At 60.8% G+C, this 12,792-nt stretch carries 12 protein-coding genes; 5 read left to right on the forward strand and 7 right to left on the reverse strand.

The window, feature by feature from the left end:
• The first annotated feature begins 7 nt into the window (after window positions 1-7).
• Genes BN1936_RS10720 through BN1936_RS10735 form a run of 4 tightly spaced genes read left to right on the forward strand, consistent with a single transcriptional unit; the run spans window position 8 to window position 6,456 of the window.
• Complete coding sequence (locus BN1936_RS10720) at window positions 8-2,251, forward strand: ABC transporter substrate-binding protein (RefSeq protein ID WP_053101869.1); 2,244 nt, start codon at window positions 8-10, stop codon at window positions 2,249-2,251.
• Window positions 2,248-3,225 (forward strand): ABC transporter permease, encoded by a 978-nt coding sequence (locus BN1936_RS10725; RefSeq protein ID WP_049687378.1) that lies wholly within the window; start codon window positions 2,248-2,250, stop codon window positions 3,223-3,225. Before BN1936_RS10720 ends, BN1936_RS10725 begins: the two co-directional genes overlap by 4 nt.
• 10 nt (window positions 3,226-3,235) lie before the next feature.
• The gene (locus BN1936_RS10730; protein ID WP_049687379.1) at window positions 3,236-4,630 is read left to right on the forward strand and encodes an ABC transporter permease; all 1,395 of its coding nucleotides are present in this window, start codon (window positions 3,236-3,238) and stop codon (window positions 4,628-4,630) included.
• Complete coding sequence (locus BN1936_RS10735; protein ID WP_022444073.1) at window positions 4,627-6,456, forward strand: ABC transporter ATP-binding protein; 1,830 nt, start codon at window positions 4,627-4,629, stop codon at window positions 6,454-6,456. The genes BN1936_RS10730 and BN1936_RS10735 overlap by 4 nt, the downstream gene beginning before the upstream one ends.
• A 4-nt stretch (window positions 6,457-6,460) precedes the next feature.
• Here BN1936_RS10735 and ruvB read toward each other — a convergent pair whose 3' ends face one another.
• The 7 genes from ruvB to BN1936_RS10770 form a co-directional block, all read right to left on the reverse strand.
• A complete protein-coding gene (gene ruvB / locus BN1936_RS10740) occupies window positions 6,461-7,489 on the reverse strand; it encodes a Holliday junction branch migration DNA helicase RuvB (protein ID WP_049687380.1) in 1,029 nt (342 codons plus the stop codon).
• Window positions 7,490-7,527: 38 nt separating this feature from the next.
• Window positions 7,528-8,112: a Holliday junction branch migration protein RuvA gene (gene ruvA, locus BN1936_RS10745; protein ID WP_049687381.1), complete on the reverse strand. Its 585-nt coding sequence runs from the start codon at window positions 8,110-8,112 to the stop codon at window positions 7,528-7,530.
• Entirely contained in the window at window positions 8,109-8,699 is a 591-nt protein-coding gene (gene ruvC / locus BN1936_RS10750; RefSeq protein ID WP_022443766.1) for a crossover junction endodeoxyribonuclease RuvC, read from the reverse strand. Before ruvC ends, ruvA begins: the two co-directional genes overlap by 4 nt.
• 23 nt (window positions 8,700-8,722) lie before the next feature.
• Window positions 8,723-10,132 (reverse strand): signal recognition particle protein, encoded by a 1,410-nt coding sequence (gene ffh, locus BN1936_RS10755; protein WP_022443767.1) that lies wholly within the window; start codon window positions 10,130-10,132, stop codon window positions 8,723-8,725.
• 143 nt (window positions 10,133-10,275) lie between these two features.
• Complete coding sequence (gene ampD, locus BN1936_RS10760; protein ID WP_022443768.1) at window positions 10,276-10,893, reverse strand: 1,6-anhydro-N-acetylmuramyl-L-alanine amidase AmpD; 618 nt, start codon at window positions 10,891-10,893, stop codon at window positions 10,276-10,278.
• Window positions 10,894-10,903: 10 nt separating this feature from the next.
• Entirely contained in the window at window positions 10,904-11,176 is a 273-nt protein-coding gene (locus BN1936_RS10765) for a PP0621 family protein (protein WP_022443769.1), read from the reverse strand.
• A 14-nt stretch (window positions 11,177-11,190) separates the two neighbouring features.
• Window positions 11,191-12,012 (reverse strand): cytochrome C assembly family protein, encoded by an 822-nt coding sequence (locus BN1936_RS10770; protein ID WP_049687382.1) that lies wholly within the window; start codon window positions 12,010-12,012, stop codon window positions 11,191-11,193.
• 184 nt (window positions 12,013-12,196) lie between these two features.
• Here BN1936_RS10770 and BN1936_RS10775 point away from each other — a divergent pair, with 184 nt between their 5' ends.
• Window positions 12,197-12,748 carry a YggT family protein gene (locus tag BN1936_RS10775; protein WP_022443770.1) on the forward strand — a complete coding sequence of 184 codons (552 nt, stop codon included), beginning with the start codon at window positions 12,197-12,199 and terminating at the stop codon, window positions 12,746-12,748.
• Window positions 12,749-12,792 lie beyond the last annotated feature (44 nt).

A 12,792-nucleotide genomic window follows, 5' to 3' on the forward strand; every position in this document is an offset into this window, starting at 1 on the left:
AACTTTTATGGAGTTCAGTCTTTTCAGCCCGAAAGCGGCTCGGTCGGCAGGACGCCGTTTTCTTTTGCTCACGTCCCTCGGACTCGCGCTGCTCGTCTCGGCCTGCGGTCCGGTGAATTCACCGAGGCCCGGCACCAATGGCAGCGAAAATACGCTGTACTCCCCGTTCTCCGGCAGAAGCCCGAAAACCCTGGATCCCGCGGTTTCTTATTCGTCTGACGAAACCGCCTACGTGTACAGCATATACGAGCCACCCTATCAGTACCATTACCTGAAAAGACCGTATGAGGTGGTACCGCTCACCGCGGTGACTCTCGCGGTCCCCCGCTATTTCGATAAATCGGGCCGCGAGCTCCCGCAGAACGCGGACCCGTCACTCATTGCGGAAAGCCGCTACAGCATTCCGATCCGATCCGGAATCCGTTTCGCGCCGCATCCTGCCTTCGCGAAGACCTCAGACGGAAAACCCGCCTACTTTGATCTCGCCCCCGAAAAAGCCGCGGCTCTGAAGAGTCCGCTTGACCTTCCGCTCAAAGGCACCCGCGAGCTTACGGCCGAGGACTACGTCTACGCGATCAAGCGGATCGCGTCGCCCCGCGTCGTCAGCCCAGCCTTCTCAACGCTTTCCTCTCACATCATCGGGCTCCGCGAAATGCGGGACGCCATCCGGCGGGAGGATGCCGCCGAGCACCATCCAGCGTTTCTTGATCTGAGAAAGATCCCGTTCCCGGAGAAAGGTGTGTCGGCTCCTGACCCGCATACGCTCGTGATCCGGATCCGGGGCAAGTACCCGCAGTTCCAGGACTGGCTCACGATGAGTTTCTTCGCCCCTGTGCCGTGGGAAGCCGAGGCGTTCTACGCGAATCCGGGGTTTAAGGAGAACAGTATCGGGCTCGCCTGGTGGCCGGTCGGCACCGGTCCCTACATGATGACCGCGTACGAGGAAAACCGCCGTCATGTGCTCTCACGGAATCCGGATTTTCACTTTTCCGCCTACCCCTGCGAGGGGGCCCCGGGGGATCGTGAGAAGGGACTGCTCGCGGGCTGCGGAAAGCCCCTCCCCTTCATTGACCGCATCGTTTTCACGATGGAGAAGGAAGCGATTCCGCTCCGCACCAAGTTCCTCCAGGGCTACTACGACAGCCCCGCGATTGACCGCTCGGATGTCGGACAGGGGTTCCTTGTCGAAGCCGCGGATTCACCTGAACTCGCCCGCGAATACGCTGAGAAGAAGATCCAGTTCCCCCGCACCGTTGACCTCTCAAACGGCTACCTCGGCTTCAACATGATGGATCCGGTGGTGGGCGCCGGGAAGACGCCTGAAGAGGCCGCGCGCCACCGCGCGCTCCGTCAGGCGATTTCGATTGCGATCGACTGGGAAGAGGAAATCGCGATTTTCCAGAAGGATCAGGCGATCCCCCTCATGGGGCCGATTCCGCCAGGCATTGATCCCCGGTTTAATGAGATGAATCCGGTGGTGTACCGCAGATCCGCTTCCGGCCGCCCCGCGCGGCGGTCGCTCGCGGACGCCCGGGCGCTCATGGTGAAGGCAGGCTACCCCGGAGGCCGTGACCTCAGAACCGGGCGTCCGCTGACACTCGCGCTCGACTTCCAGCAGTCTGCCTCAGGCGCGAAGCCGCTCCTCAACTGGTATCAGAAGCAGTTCGCGAAGCTCGGGATTCAGCTTGAGATCCGCGCGACCGACTACAACCGGTTCCAGGACAAGATGATCCGGGGATCCGATCAGATCTTCCTCTGGGGATGGCTCGCTGACTATCCGGATCCGGAAAACTTCCTCTCGCTGCTCTACGGGCCGAACGCCAAAGCCGTGACCAAGGGAAGCGGGGAAAATGCCGCGAACTACCGGTCGCCTGAATTCGACCGGCTCTTTGACCGCATGAAATACCTCGACGAGGGTCCGGAAAAAGATGCTGTCGTGCAAAAAATGATTCAGATTGTTCAGGAGGACGCGCCCTGGAGCTTCGGTTACGCGCCGCGGTCCGCCGCTGCCTACCATCAGTGGGTGGGTAACGCGAAACCCTCCGCCATGGTCCGGAATTCGCTTCAGTACCTGAAACTCGATACATCGCTCCGGGCGGAGAAGATCCGTGAGTGGAACCAGCCCGTCTGGTGGCCGCTTATTCTCCTCGCGCTGGGAGGCGCCGCGGCTGCCGCACTCCTTATTCGCGCCGTGAAGAAACGCTCCCGGCTTGACGCCTTCGGCCGCGACACCGGAAAGGAGAAATCATGATCCGCTATCTGCTCCGCCGGATTGTCTACGGGTTCCTGAACCTGCTTGGCGTGAACCTGCTTACCTTCCTCATCTTTTTTGCCGTGAACACGCCAGACGACATGGCGCGCATCGCGATCGGCGGCAAATACGTGTCCGCCGAAGCGATCGCGGACTGGAAGCACGTGCATGGGTACGATAAGCCGCTCATCTGGAATGGCAGCGCGCCCGGCGCGGAAAAGGTGACAAAAACGATTTTCTGGGAACGGTCCGTGCCGCTTCTCCGGATGGATTTCGGGACGAGCGACCGGGGCCGCAGCATCAATAAGGAAATCGCGGACCGCGCGTGGCCGTCGCTTGCGCTCGCGCTTCCGACATTCCTGCTCGGCGTGATCGCGATGACGAGCCTCGCTCTCCTCATCGTGCTCTTCAGGCGAAAGCGGCTTGAGTCCGGAGGACTCATTGGATGCGTCATCCTGATGTCAATTTCAAGCCTCTTCTACATCATCGTGGGGCAGTGGCTTTTCGCCCGCCTCATGAAACTCGTGCCGATCTCGGGATACGCGAACGGCTGGCACGCCGCCGTGTTCCTGATTCTTCCGGTCGCGATCGGGGTGCTCTCCCGTATGGGGAGTGACACGCTGCTCTACCGCACGATGTTCCTCGAGGAGATCGGAAAGGATTACGTGAGAACAGCACGCGCGAAAGGGATGCCCGAATCCCGGATTCTCTTCCTTCACGTTCTCCGGAACGCGTCTCTTCCGATCATCACGTCGACCGTTGCCGTGATCCCGCTTCTCTTCATGGGGTCGCTTGTCATGGAAAGCTTCTTCGGGATCCCCGGGCTCGGCAGCTACACGATCGACGCGATCAATGATCAGGACTTTTCGATTGTCCGCGCGATGGTCTTCCTCGGCACCGCGCTCTATATCCTCGGTCTGATCCTCACCGACATTGCTTACACGGTCGCGGATCCCCGGGTGAGACTGAGCTAGGAGGTTCGGAATGCCGCTTTTCGTCTTTCTGCCGACTGACGCCGTGATGTGGCTCATCACCGCGGTCCTGATCGCGTCCTTCATTTACGTGCGCCGCAGCCCCCGGACGCGGGAAAAATGGAGCCGGGTCTTTTCCCGTCCCATCCCACAGGCGTCCTGCGTGATCCTCCTCGTTTTCTTCGCGCTGGGACTCGCGGACTCCATTCACTTCAGGCCGCAGCTCGCGTCTGCCTCGGGAGAGTCCACGGTGTATTCCGCCTCCACCGAGTCACTTCTCGACAGCTCCGTGGGGAACTGGATCGCGGGGCGCGAGCGGAGCTACTCCTCTCCCTTCGCGATTACGGAGTTTGATAAAACCTCGGCTCTCGTGGACGGGAAACCCGTCCGGATCTTCGCTCACCTGAAGGGGATCACACCGGAGGCGAAGACCGCGACTGACCGGAACCGCGACGCGGCGCTCCGGACGCTTGCCGCGCTTTCAAACTGGGTTCTCGTGTCGGCCGCCGCGGCCGCGCTGATCCTCAGCCGGACACCGGCGGTCCCCGGGGAGAAGTGGCCCGCGCGCCTCAGACGGGCAATCAGGGGCCGCGGAGGGTTCGCCGCGGCCGCTTCCGGCCTCATCCTCGCCGCCCTCCTTCTTCTCTTCCTCTGGGGTGCCTATCACCCGTTCGGCACGGATAAAACCGGGAACGACGTTCTCTATCAGGCGGTGAAGAGTCTCCGCACGGCCTTTGTGCTCGGGGCGCTCTCCACGATCACGATGCTCCCTTTCGCCGTGTTCTTCGGGATCGCCGCGGGATTCTTCCGCGGCTGGGTGGATGATGTCGTGCAGTACCTCTATACGACGATCAGCTCCATCCCCTCGGTGCTCCTGATCGCGGCCACCGCGCTCATGATTCAGGTGTTTATCGATCAGCATCCGCTGCTCCTCCCGACCTCGCTTGAGCGGGGTGACGCGAAGCTCTTCTTCATCGCCGCGATCATCGGTGTCACGGGCTGGGCGTCACTTGCGAGACTCCTTCGCGCCGAGACGATGAAACTCTCGGGGCTTGACTTCATTACGGCAGCCCGCGCCTGCGGAACACCCTCCGGCGTTATCATGCGGCGGCATATTCTCCCGAATGTCCTTCACATCATCCTCATTGTGTCGGTGATCGGGTTCTCGGACATCGTGCTTTACGAAGCGGTGCTTTCCTATATCGGGGTCGGCGTCGATCCCTCGATGAATTCCTTTGGCTCGATGATCAACGCGGCCCGGAACGAAATGTCCCGGACGCCGACCGTCTGGTGGAATCTTTTTGCGGCCTTCATCTTCATGGTCGCCGTGGTGCTGAGCGCGAATCTCTTCGCCTCCGCGGTCCGCGACGCCTTTGACCCGAGGTCTTACAGCGGGAGCGGAAAATGACGGACGAAAAAACACTCCTTGAACTCCGGAACCTCGAAATCGAGGTGGATACGCCGCGCGGGCCGATCCGCCCGGTGAGCGGCATTTCGCTCAGTATTCCGAAAGGGAAAACGCTCGCGCTGGTCGGTGAATCCGGCTGCGGAAAATCGATGACTGCGCTTTCCGTTATGCGGCTGCTGCCTGGAAACGCCCGGATTCTCTCCGGCACGGATACGCTCTCGGGTGAGGACCTTTTCCCGGTTCCGGAGAGCGTCATGCAGGCCGTACGGGGCCGCCGGATCGGAATGATCTTCCAGGAGCCTTCCACATCGCTTAACCCCGTCATGACGGTCGGGGATCAGATCGGCGAAGTGCTCTCCCGGCACCTCGGGCTGAAGGGAAAGGAGAAAGTCGAGGAAGAGATTGCCTGGCTCCGCCGTGTCGGCATTCCGGAGCCCGAGAAACGCGTGAACGCGTTCCCGTTCCAGCTTTCAGGCGGCCAGAAACAGCGCTGCATGATCGCGATGGCGCTCGCGGGCGACCCGGACCTCGTGATCGCGGATGAGCCGACCACGGCGCTCGACGTGACGCTGCAGAAGCAGATTCTTGATCTGCTTCTCAGGCTCCAGGCGGAACGCAGCCTGTCTCTGCTCCTCATCACGCATGACCTTGCGGTTGTCCGCAAGATGGCGCATTACGTCGCGCTGATGTACGCGGGTGAAATCGTGGAGCAGGCGCCGGCAGATGAATTCTTCTCTCACCCGGCTCACCCCTACGCGAAACAGCTTCTCGCGGCTCTCCCCTCAACCGCCCGGAAGGGAAAGCTCCTCGCGAGTATCCCCGGCACCGTCCCGGACTTCCTGCAGCCGATCACCGGCTGCCGGTTCGCGCCCCGCTGTCTCTGGGCCGTGGACGCCTGCCGCGAGGGGACGATTCCTTTGAAACCGATCTCTGACGTTCACGCCTGCGCCTGTATCCGGCCTTACTCAGAAAAGACCCGGACTGACGAAGAGCCGCCGCTTCCCCCGAAGGCATCCCCAGGCCGCACGCTTCTCGAAGCGAAGGGGCTCCGCGTCTGGTTCCCGGAAGGGCGGAAACTCTTCCGCACGGATAAGGACTATGTTCACGCGGTGGATGGGATCGATATCACGCTGCGGGAGAATGAGACGCTCGCCCTGGTCGGCGAGTCCGGAAGCGGAAAAACCACGGCGGGGAAAGCGATCCTGAGGCTCCTCGGGAAGGAAGCGAAAATCTCGGGAATCATCCGGATCTGCGGCGAGGATGCGGCTTCACCGAAGGGGAAAAACCTCAAAGCGCTGCGTCAGGCGGCGCAGATCATTTTTCAGGATCCCTTCTCGTCACTCGACCCCCGGATGACTGTCGGCGAAACGCTGCTTGAAGCGCTTGAAAGCCTGCGCCCCGATATGAGCCGGGAGGAAAAGTCAGAGCGGATCCGGGGACTACTCAGCCGAGTGGGACTCCGGGAGGATGCCCTGAGACGCTATCCGCATGAGTTTTCAGGCGGTCAGCGGCAGCGTATCGCCATCGCGAGAGCGCTCGCTCCGGAGCCGAAACTCATCATCTGTGATGAACCCACTTCAGCTCTGGACGTTTCAGTTCAGGCGCAGATTCTGAATCTCCTCGGACGCATCCAGCGGGAAACCGGAATCGCGTACCTTCTCATCACGCATAACTTCGGCGTGGTTGAATACATCGCCGATCGGGTGGCGGTGATGAAGTCCGGGAAGATTGTGGAAGAGGGGCCGCTTGAAGACGTGCTTCAGCACCCCGCCTCCGCCTATACCCGGGAGCTGCTGGACGCAGTCCCGAGACTCGGCGATATTTAGAAGATTAGAAGAGGTCAGACTGACCGCCCTTCGATTGCGTATAGCCGAAGTGGCGGTAGGAGGCTTCGGTCGCCACGCGGCCACGCGGGGTCCGCTGAATGAAGCCCTGCTGGATGAGGTACGGCTCGACAACATCCTCGAGCGTGTCGCGCTCTTCGCCGACCGCGGCCGCGAGGTTATCAATACCGACAGGACCGCCTCCGAATTTCTCGATAATCGAGAGAATGAAGCGCTGATCCATGCCGTCAAGCCCCTTCGCGTCGACCCCCAGCATCCGGAGGGCACCGTCCGCGACGTCCCGCGTGATCACACCGCCATGCTTCACCTCCGCGTAGTCACGGACACGGCGAAGAAGCCGGTTCGCGATACGGGGCGTGCCGCGGCTTCGCTGAGCGATCTCACGGGCCCCGTCAGGCTCCACCTCGACATTCAGAAGCTTCGCCGACCGGCAGACAATCTTCGAAAGTTCCTCGACCGTATAGAACTGCAGCTGATTCACAATGCCGAAACGGGCCCGGAGCGGGTTCGTGAGCATGCCGGAGCGGGTTGTCGCGCCGATCAGCGTGAAAGGCGGAAGATCGAGCTTGATCGAGCGGGCAGCCGGCCCCTCGCCGATCATGATGTCAATCTGGAAATCTTCCAGCGCCGGGTAAAGGATTTCCTCGACGACAGGGGACAGACGATGAATTTCATCGATGAAGAGGATGTCCCCCTTCTCGAGATTCGTAAGGATGGCGGCAAGATCCCCGGGGCGCTCAAGCACGGGGCCTGAGGTCTGACGGAGATTCACCCCCATTTCGTTTGCCACGATGTGAGCGAGCGTCGTCTTTCCAAGGCCCGGAGGCCCAAAGAGCAGCAGGTGGTCGAGCGGTTCGCCGCGGCGCTTTGCCGCCGCGATGAAGATCGACAGCTGATCGCGCACAAGCTCCTGACCAACATACTCGGAGAGCATGGTCGGGCGAAGCGCCCGGTCGACGTTTTCTTCGTTCGGCGAAACGGCTGCCGCCGTCACGATCCTTTCAACATTTTCCATTCTTTCTGTCCTGCCTTATCTAGCCCCGGCGTGCCGTCTCAGTTCCGATAGCGAAGCGCGATACGGATGCCTTCGGCGGCCGTCGCGTCAGGCGGAATATTGCGGGCAGCAGCCGCAGCATCGCGTTCGCTGTAGCCCAGCGCCACGAGACCCGCGATAACATCGGCCTGCACGCTGCTCGGCGCGGTCCCCTGGGGGCCCACGGCGGCGGCTTCGAGTTCCGGTCCCAGCTTTCCCTTCAGCTCGAGAACGAGCCTTGCCGCGGTCTTCTTCCCGATACCCGGAACACGCGTGAGGAGATCACTCTGCTCATGCGACACGGCGGCTGCGAGATCCTGCACTGACATCCCGGAGAGGACAGCGAGCGCGGTCTTGGATCCGATACCGCTCACCTTCACAAGCTCCTGGAAAGCGGACTTCTCCTCACGGGTCAGGAACGCGTAAAGCAGAATCGCGTCCTCACGCACCACCATCTGCACGTAGAGCCTGACCTCACGCCCCGCATCCGGCAGATTGCAGAAGGTCGACATCGGAACGGCAAGCTCGTAACCCACACCGTTCACGTCGAGCACGATGCCCGTTGTCTGCTTCTCTTCAAGCTTTCCCTTGAGGATCGCTATCACGGTTTATCTCCTTTCATTTCCGCGACCCGGGCAGCCCATGCCCGGCGGGATGATTTCGCGCCGCCGCGCGAAGTGAACCGGGCGTTGCCCATCGAGGTTTTGGCGGCCCCGGTAAGCGCTGTCATCGCTTCAGTCTGCGCGGCTGTCAGCGCGCAGGCCATGGCGTCAGCCGCGTCAGCCTGAGGGTTCTCCGGCAGGCTGAAGATACGGACCATCATCGCCTGGATCTGGGGCTTCTCAGCCCGTCCGGAGCCGGTGACGGCCTGCTTGATTTCGGTCGGCGTGAATTCCCGCACCGGGAGTCCCGCGACCGCGGCGCTGCAGATCGCGGCGCCGCGCGCCTGTCCTAGGAGCAGCGTCGACTGCGGATTCACGTTGACAAAGACTTTTTCACACGCCGCGATATCAGGATGGTACTCAGAGGCGAGCTCCTGAATGCAGCGGAAAATGTGGGAGAGCCTTGAAGACAGCTCTCCCTTAGGCACGCGGAAGACGCCTGCGGTGATCAGCGTAAAACTGCCGGCATTCATGTCGATCACGCTGAACCCCGTTTTATTGAGACCAGGGTCGATCCCGAGAATCCTCATTCCGCGGTTTACTCCTTACAGGATCAGAAAGGACGGCCGCCGCCGAAGCCCGGGAGCCCTCCCCCCATACCGGGGAAACGGCCGCCGGCCATGCGGAGCAGCTTCGAGAGTCCGCCCTTCTTCATACGCTTCATCACTTCAGTCATCTGATCGTACTGCTTCAGAAGCTTGTTCACTTCCTGCACCGGAAGTCCGGCGCCGGCAGCGATGCGGCGCTTGCGGCTCGCCTTGATGAGATCCGGGTGACGGCGCTCCGCAGGCGTCATCGAGTCGATGATGCCGATCGTGCGGCGGATCATACGGTCCGCATCCGCGTCAGACACATTCTGCTTTGCGGCCGCTTCCTGCATCGCGGCAGGAAGCTTATCGATGAGGCTCGACATGGATCCCATGCCGCGCATCTGAATCATCTGCTCGCGGAAGTCATTCAGATCGAGACGGCCGGACTTTCTCACGCGGTCAGCGATCTTCTTCGCCTTTTCGGCGTCGATATTCGACGTAACATCGCGCACGAGGGCAACGATGTCACCCATGCCGAGAATGCGGCTCGCCATGGCTTCCGGATTAAACGTATCGAAGCCGTCGAGCTTTTCACCCGTACCGATGAACTTGATCGGCTTACCGGTCACCTGGCGGACAGAAAGCGCTGCGCCGCCGCGGGAGTCACCGTCCACCTTCGTGAGGATGATGCCGGTGAGCGGAAGCCGGTCATTGAAAACTTTAGCCGTGTTGATCGCGTCCTGACCCACCATCGCGTCGACCACGAAGAACGTTTCGATCGGCTTCAGGAAGGCGGACAGGTCTGATGCTTCCTGCATCATGCGTTCATCGATCGAGAGGCGGCCGGCCGTATCGACGATCAGCACGTCAAAGAAATGACGCTTTGCGTAGTCGAGCGCCGCGGCCGCGATATCAAGCGGCTTCTGATCCGTCGTGCTCGGGAAGAATTCAGCGCCGGCCTGCTCGGACACCGTCTTCAGCTGTTCGATAGCCGCGGGACGGTAGACGTCAGCGGAAACCGTAAGTACCTTCTTCTTCTGATTGCGGATCAGCCAGCGGGCGAGCTTGCCGGCGGTCGTCGTTTTACCAGCACCCTGAAGACCGGCGAGCAGGATGATCGCGGGAGGCGTGCAGGCGAGATTGATCTCGCGCTCCTTCTCGGGAAGATCGCCGCCGATCACGGCGGTCAGCTCACGCTGCACGATGCTCACGAGAACCTGGCCCGGATTCAGGCTTCCGACCACTTCCTCGCCGAGCGCCTTTTCCTTGATGCGGTTCGTGAGTTCACGCACGACCGGCAGCGCGACGTCGGCCTCCAGCAGCGCCAGCCTCACCTCGCGGAGCATCTCCTTCGAGTTTTCTTCCGTAATGCGGGCCTGACCCCGCATGGTCTTCACAACTTTGGCTAAGCGCTGGGTAAGAGTATCAAGCATTTTTCTGTATGAATAATAGGGTGGCCCGGGAGGACATCCGGCGCGGATAGGATCCATGCGCCTGCCCGCCAGAGCAGAGAATTAGCGTTCGGCGGCGTCAGCGAGACGCCGCCCGTGCTGTGTGATTTTAAAGTGTTGGGAGCTCAAATAGTGAGTCCGCACGCTTTAAAGAACGGAAAGGAGACCCCGCAGCCAAGGATCTCAGGTACCGCGAGCCGGCTCCAGTCAAAGAACGGACCCGGATCGGTCTTCCGGCCGGGCGCGATATCGCTGTGACCGGCAACGGCCCGGATCGGGTAGCGGAGGATGATCGCCCGGGCGAGCCTCACGAGAGACGCGTACTGCGCCTCTTCAAAGGGACAGAAATCCGTTCCCTCAACCTCGATGCCGATCGAAAAATCATTGCAGCGGCTCCGGCCTTCAAAGGACGAAATACCGGCGTGCCAGCCGCGGGCCGTACAGGGGAGAAACTGCGTCACGGTTCCCGTGCGTTCAATCAGGAAGTGAGACGCGACATGAAGGTCGCGGAGCGACTCAAAAGTCGGATGCTCATCCACTGACAGGCGGTCCGTGAAGAATCGCTGCACGCATCCCGTCCCGAACTCTCCGGGCGGAAGCGAAATATTGTGGATCACGAGAAGATCAATCGGAGACCCCGCCGGACGTTCGTCCGAGTGAGTGCTCGGGCAGCGGACGGCGCCCTCTGCCCACCCCTCATCGCTGATCCTGAAAGACGGCTCGCAGCCTGTTTTCCTCAGCATGCTCTTCTTCTCAGTCGAGCCTCGCGCACTTCTTCGAGCAGTAGAGCTTGCCGTTCTTCACGACGCCCTCATTCTTCGGGAAGAACGTGCCGCAGTGAGGACACTGCGCCATTTCACCCGCGGAGGCCACATCACGGTTCCGCTCACGCTCCTGGAGCCGGCGGCGCATCTCGCGCAGTTCTTCCTCCATCTGCTCCTTCTCGCGGCGCTGCTTCTGGCGGGAGAAATAGACTAAGGCAACAACAATGATGATGATCCACGGGAGTAGTTTTATCAGGCCCATTTGGCTCTCACTTCTCAGAGGAGAATGTATTCAAGGAAGAAAGCGTATCCGAGATACGCAATCACATAAACGCCGCACAGGATCCAGAACCAGGCGAGAGCCTTTCTGCCCCGCCAGCCGAGAACCCAGTGTCCCGCGGTCAGAATGCCGCAGAGCAGCCAGCTCGCCCAGGTGAGGAAGGTCTTGTGATCGAGATGGAAGAGCGTCCCATAATACTGCTGCGTCACGAGGGCTCCTGTTACGAGAAGTACAGAAAGCACGAGGAACGCGGTGAGAAGGATATAGAAAAAAACCTGTTCCATCACCATGATTGGGGGAAGCGTGGAGAGAATGCCGCTCTGAGGAACCGGATCCGACGAGAAACGGAACCGCCGGTTCTGGCACTCCATCAGAATCGCCTGCACAACATCCACCGCGAGAAGCCCATAGGTGAGGAGCCCGAGCGACAGATGCACCCGGAATAGCGGAGTCCACTCCGTCATTTCAATCGGTTCACCGGGGAACACCAGCGGCATCAGGGCAGCCACTGCGGTGATAAACGCGCTGACACCGAACACCGGTCCGACGCGCTTCACCGCGGACACCAGCGCGAGCACCGTGAATCCGAGCAGCATCGCGCCGGACACCGCGGGACCGAAACCAAAGAGCGTCTGACCGGGGGCCGGGAAGATCTGTGTCTTCAGGGCAAAGCCATGCAGCACCACAGCGGCGACAACAATAAGCAGCATCCAGGTCGGCACCTTGGCGCCCCGCTTCCGGAGTGAAGAGAGCACCACGCCACCCGAGACGCAGTAAATGGCCGCAGCGGCCAGCGACAGCAAAATTCCGTTTTCCATCTTGAAGATTCTTTCCCTGCAGAGCGTCAGGCGGTCAGAGGTGCCGCGCGGCCCGGCAGGATTTCTTAGTCATGTGGGCATTTTAGGCGAAACACGATTAATGCCCACGGTCAAAAGATTCCCTTCAATTGTGAATCAGTTAATATGCAGGTACAAGAGAAAACTCGTATTGCACTAATCCTGAATGAATACTTTTGCTCATCTACTCGGTTACCTCGTTGATCTGTTCACAGCACTGCTTGGCTCAGTGCTGCTCCTGAGGGCCTGGGTCTACGCTCAGGCTATCCCGACAGCGGATCCGATCGCGCGGTTCTGCATCGCGCTGACCGACTGGCTCGTGCTGCCGGTGGCGAAGACCATGCGCGCGTCCGGCAAGTGGCACTGGCCGGCTATTCTGTCCGCGTTCGGTGTCGCGATCCTGTCCTCCATCCTCTCGCGTCTTCTTTTCGGCATTCCGATGTCGATTCTCGGTCTGGTGGTGTCGCCTTTCGCGCTCCTGATCCGCTGGGGCACTGAGATGGTGCTCTGGGGCACCGTGATCTGGGTGGTGCTTTCCTGGCTTCAGTCCGCGTCTCCTGTCACCCGGACGCTTGGCTACCTCGTCGATCCGTTCCTGCGTCCCGCGCGCCGCCTGATTCCGATGATCAAGGGATTTGACCTCTCTCCGATCCTCGTTTTCATTCTCTGCCAGGTGATTCTGATCATCATCCCCCCGCTCGCCCGCGGGATTGTCTGATCCATTCATTCCGCACATAGCAAAAGCCGGATCACTTTCGTGAC

This window comes from Dakarella massiliensis (assembly GCF_001182045.1).
GTDB classification, from domain to species: Bacteria; Pseudomonadota; Gammaproteobacteria; order Burkholderiales; family Burkholderiaceae_F; genus Mesosutterella; species Mesosutterella massiliensis.

Excerpts from the sequence above, each read along its gene's own strand:
- BN1936_RS10720 (WP_053101869.1), top strand. The coding sequence starts at position 8 with ATGGAGTTCAGTCTTTTCAGCCCGAAAGCGGCTCGGTCGGCAGGACGC.
- BN1936_RS10725 (WP_049687378.1), top strand. The coding sequence starts at position 2,248 with ATGATCCGCTATCTGCTCCGCCGGATTGTCTACGGGTTCCTGAACCTG.
- BN1936_RS10730 (WP_049687379.1), top strand. The coding sequence starts at position 3,236 with ATGCCGCTTTTCGTCTTTCTGCCGACTGACGCCGTGATGTGGCTCATC.
- BN1936_RS10735 (WP_022444073.1), top strand. The coding sequence starts at position 4,627 with ATGACGGACGAAAAAACACTCCTTGAACTCCGGAACCTCGAAATCGAG.
- ruvB (WP_049687380.1), bottom strand. The coding sequence starts at position 7,489 with ATGGAAAATGTTGAAAGGATCGTGACGGCGGCAGCCGTTTCGCCGAAC.
- ruvC (WP_022443766.1), bottom strand. The coding sequence starts at position 8,699 with ATGAGGATTCTCGGGATCGACCCTGGTCTCAATAAAACGGGGTTCAGC.
- ffh (WP_022443767.1), bottom strand. The coding sequence starts at position 10,132 with ATGCTTGATACTCTTACCCAGCGCTTAGCCAAAGTTGTGAAGACCATG.
- ampD (WP_022443768.1), bottom strand. The coding sequence starts at position 10,893 with ATGCTGAGGAAAACAGGCTGCGAGCCGTCTTTCAGGATCAGCGATGAG.
- BN1936_RS10765 (WP_022443769.1), bottom strand. The coding sequence starts at position 11,176 with ATGGGCCTGATAAAACTACTCCCGTGGATCATCATCATTGTTGTTGCC.
- BN1936_RS10770 (WP_049687382.1), bottom strand. The coding sequence starts at position 12,012 with ATGGAAAACGGAATTTTGCTGTCGCTGGCCGCTGCGGCCATTTACTGC.
- BN1936_RS10775 (WP_022443770.1), top strand. The coding sequence starts at position 12,197 with ATGAATACTTTTGCTCATCTACTCGGTTACCTCGTTGATCTGTTCACA.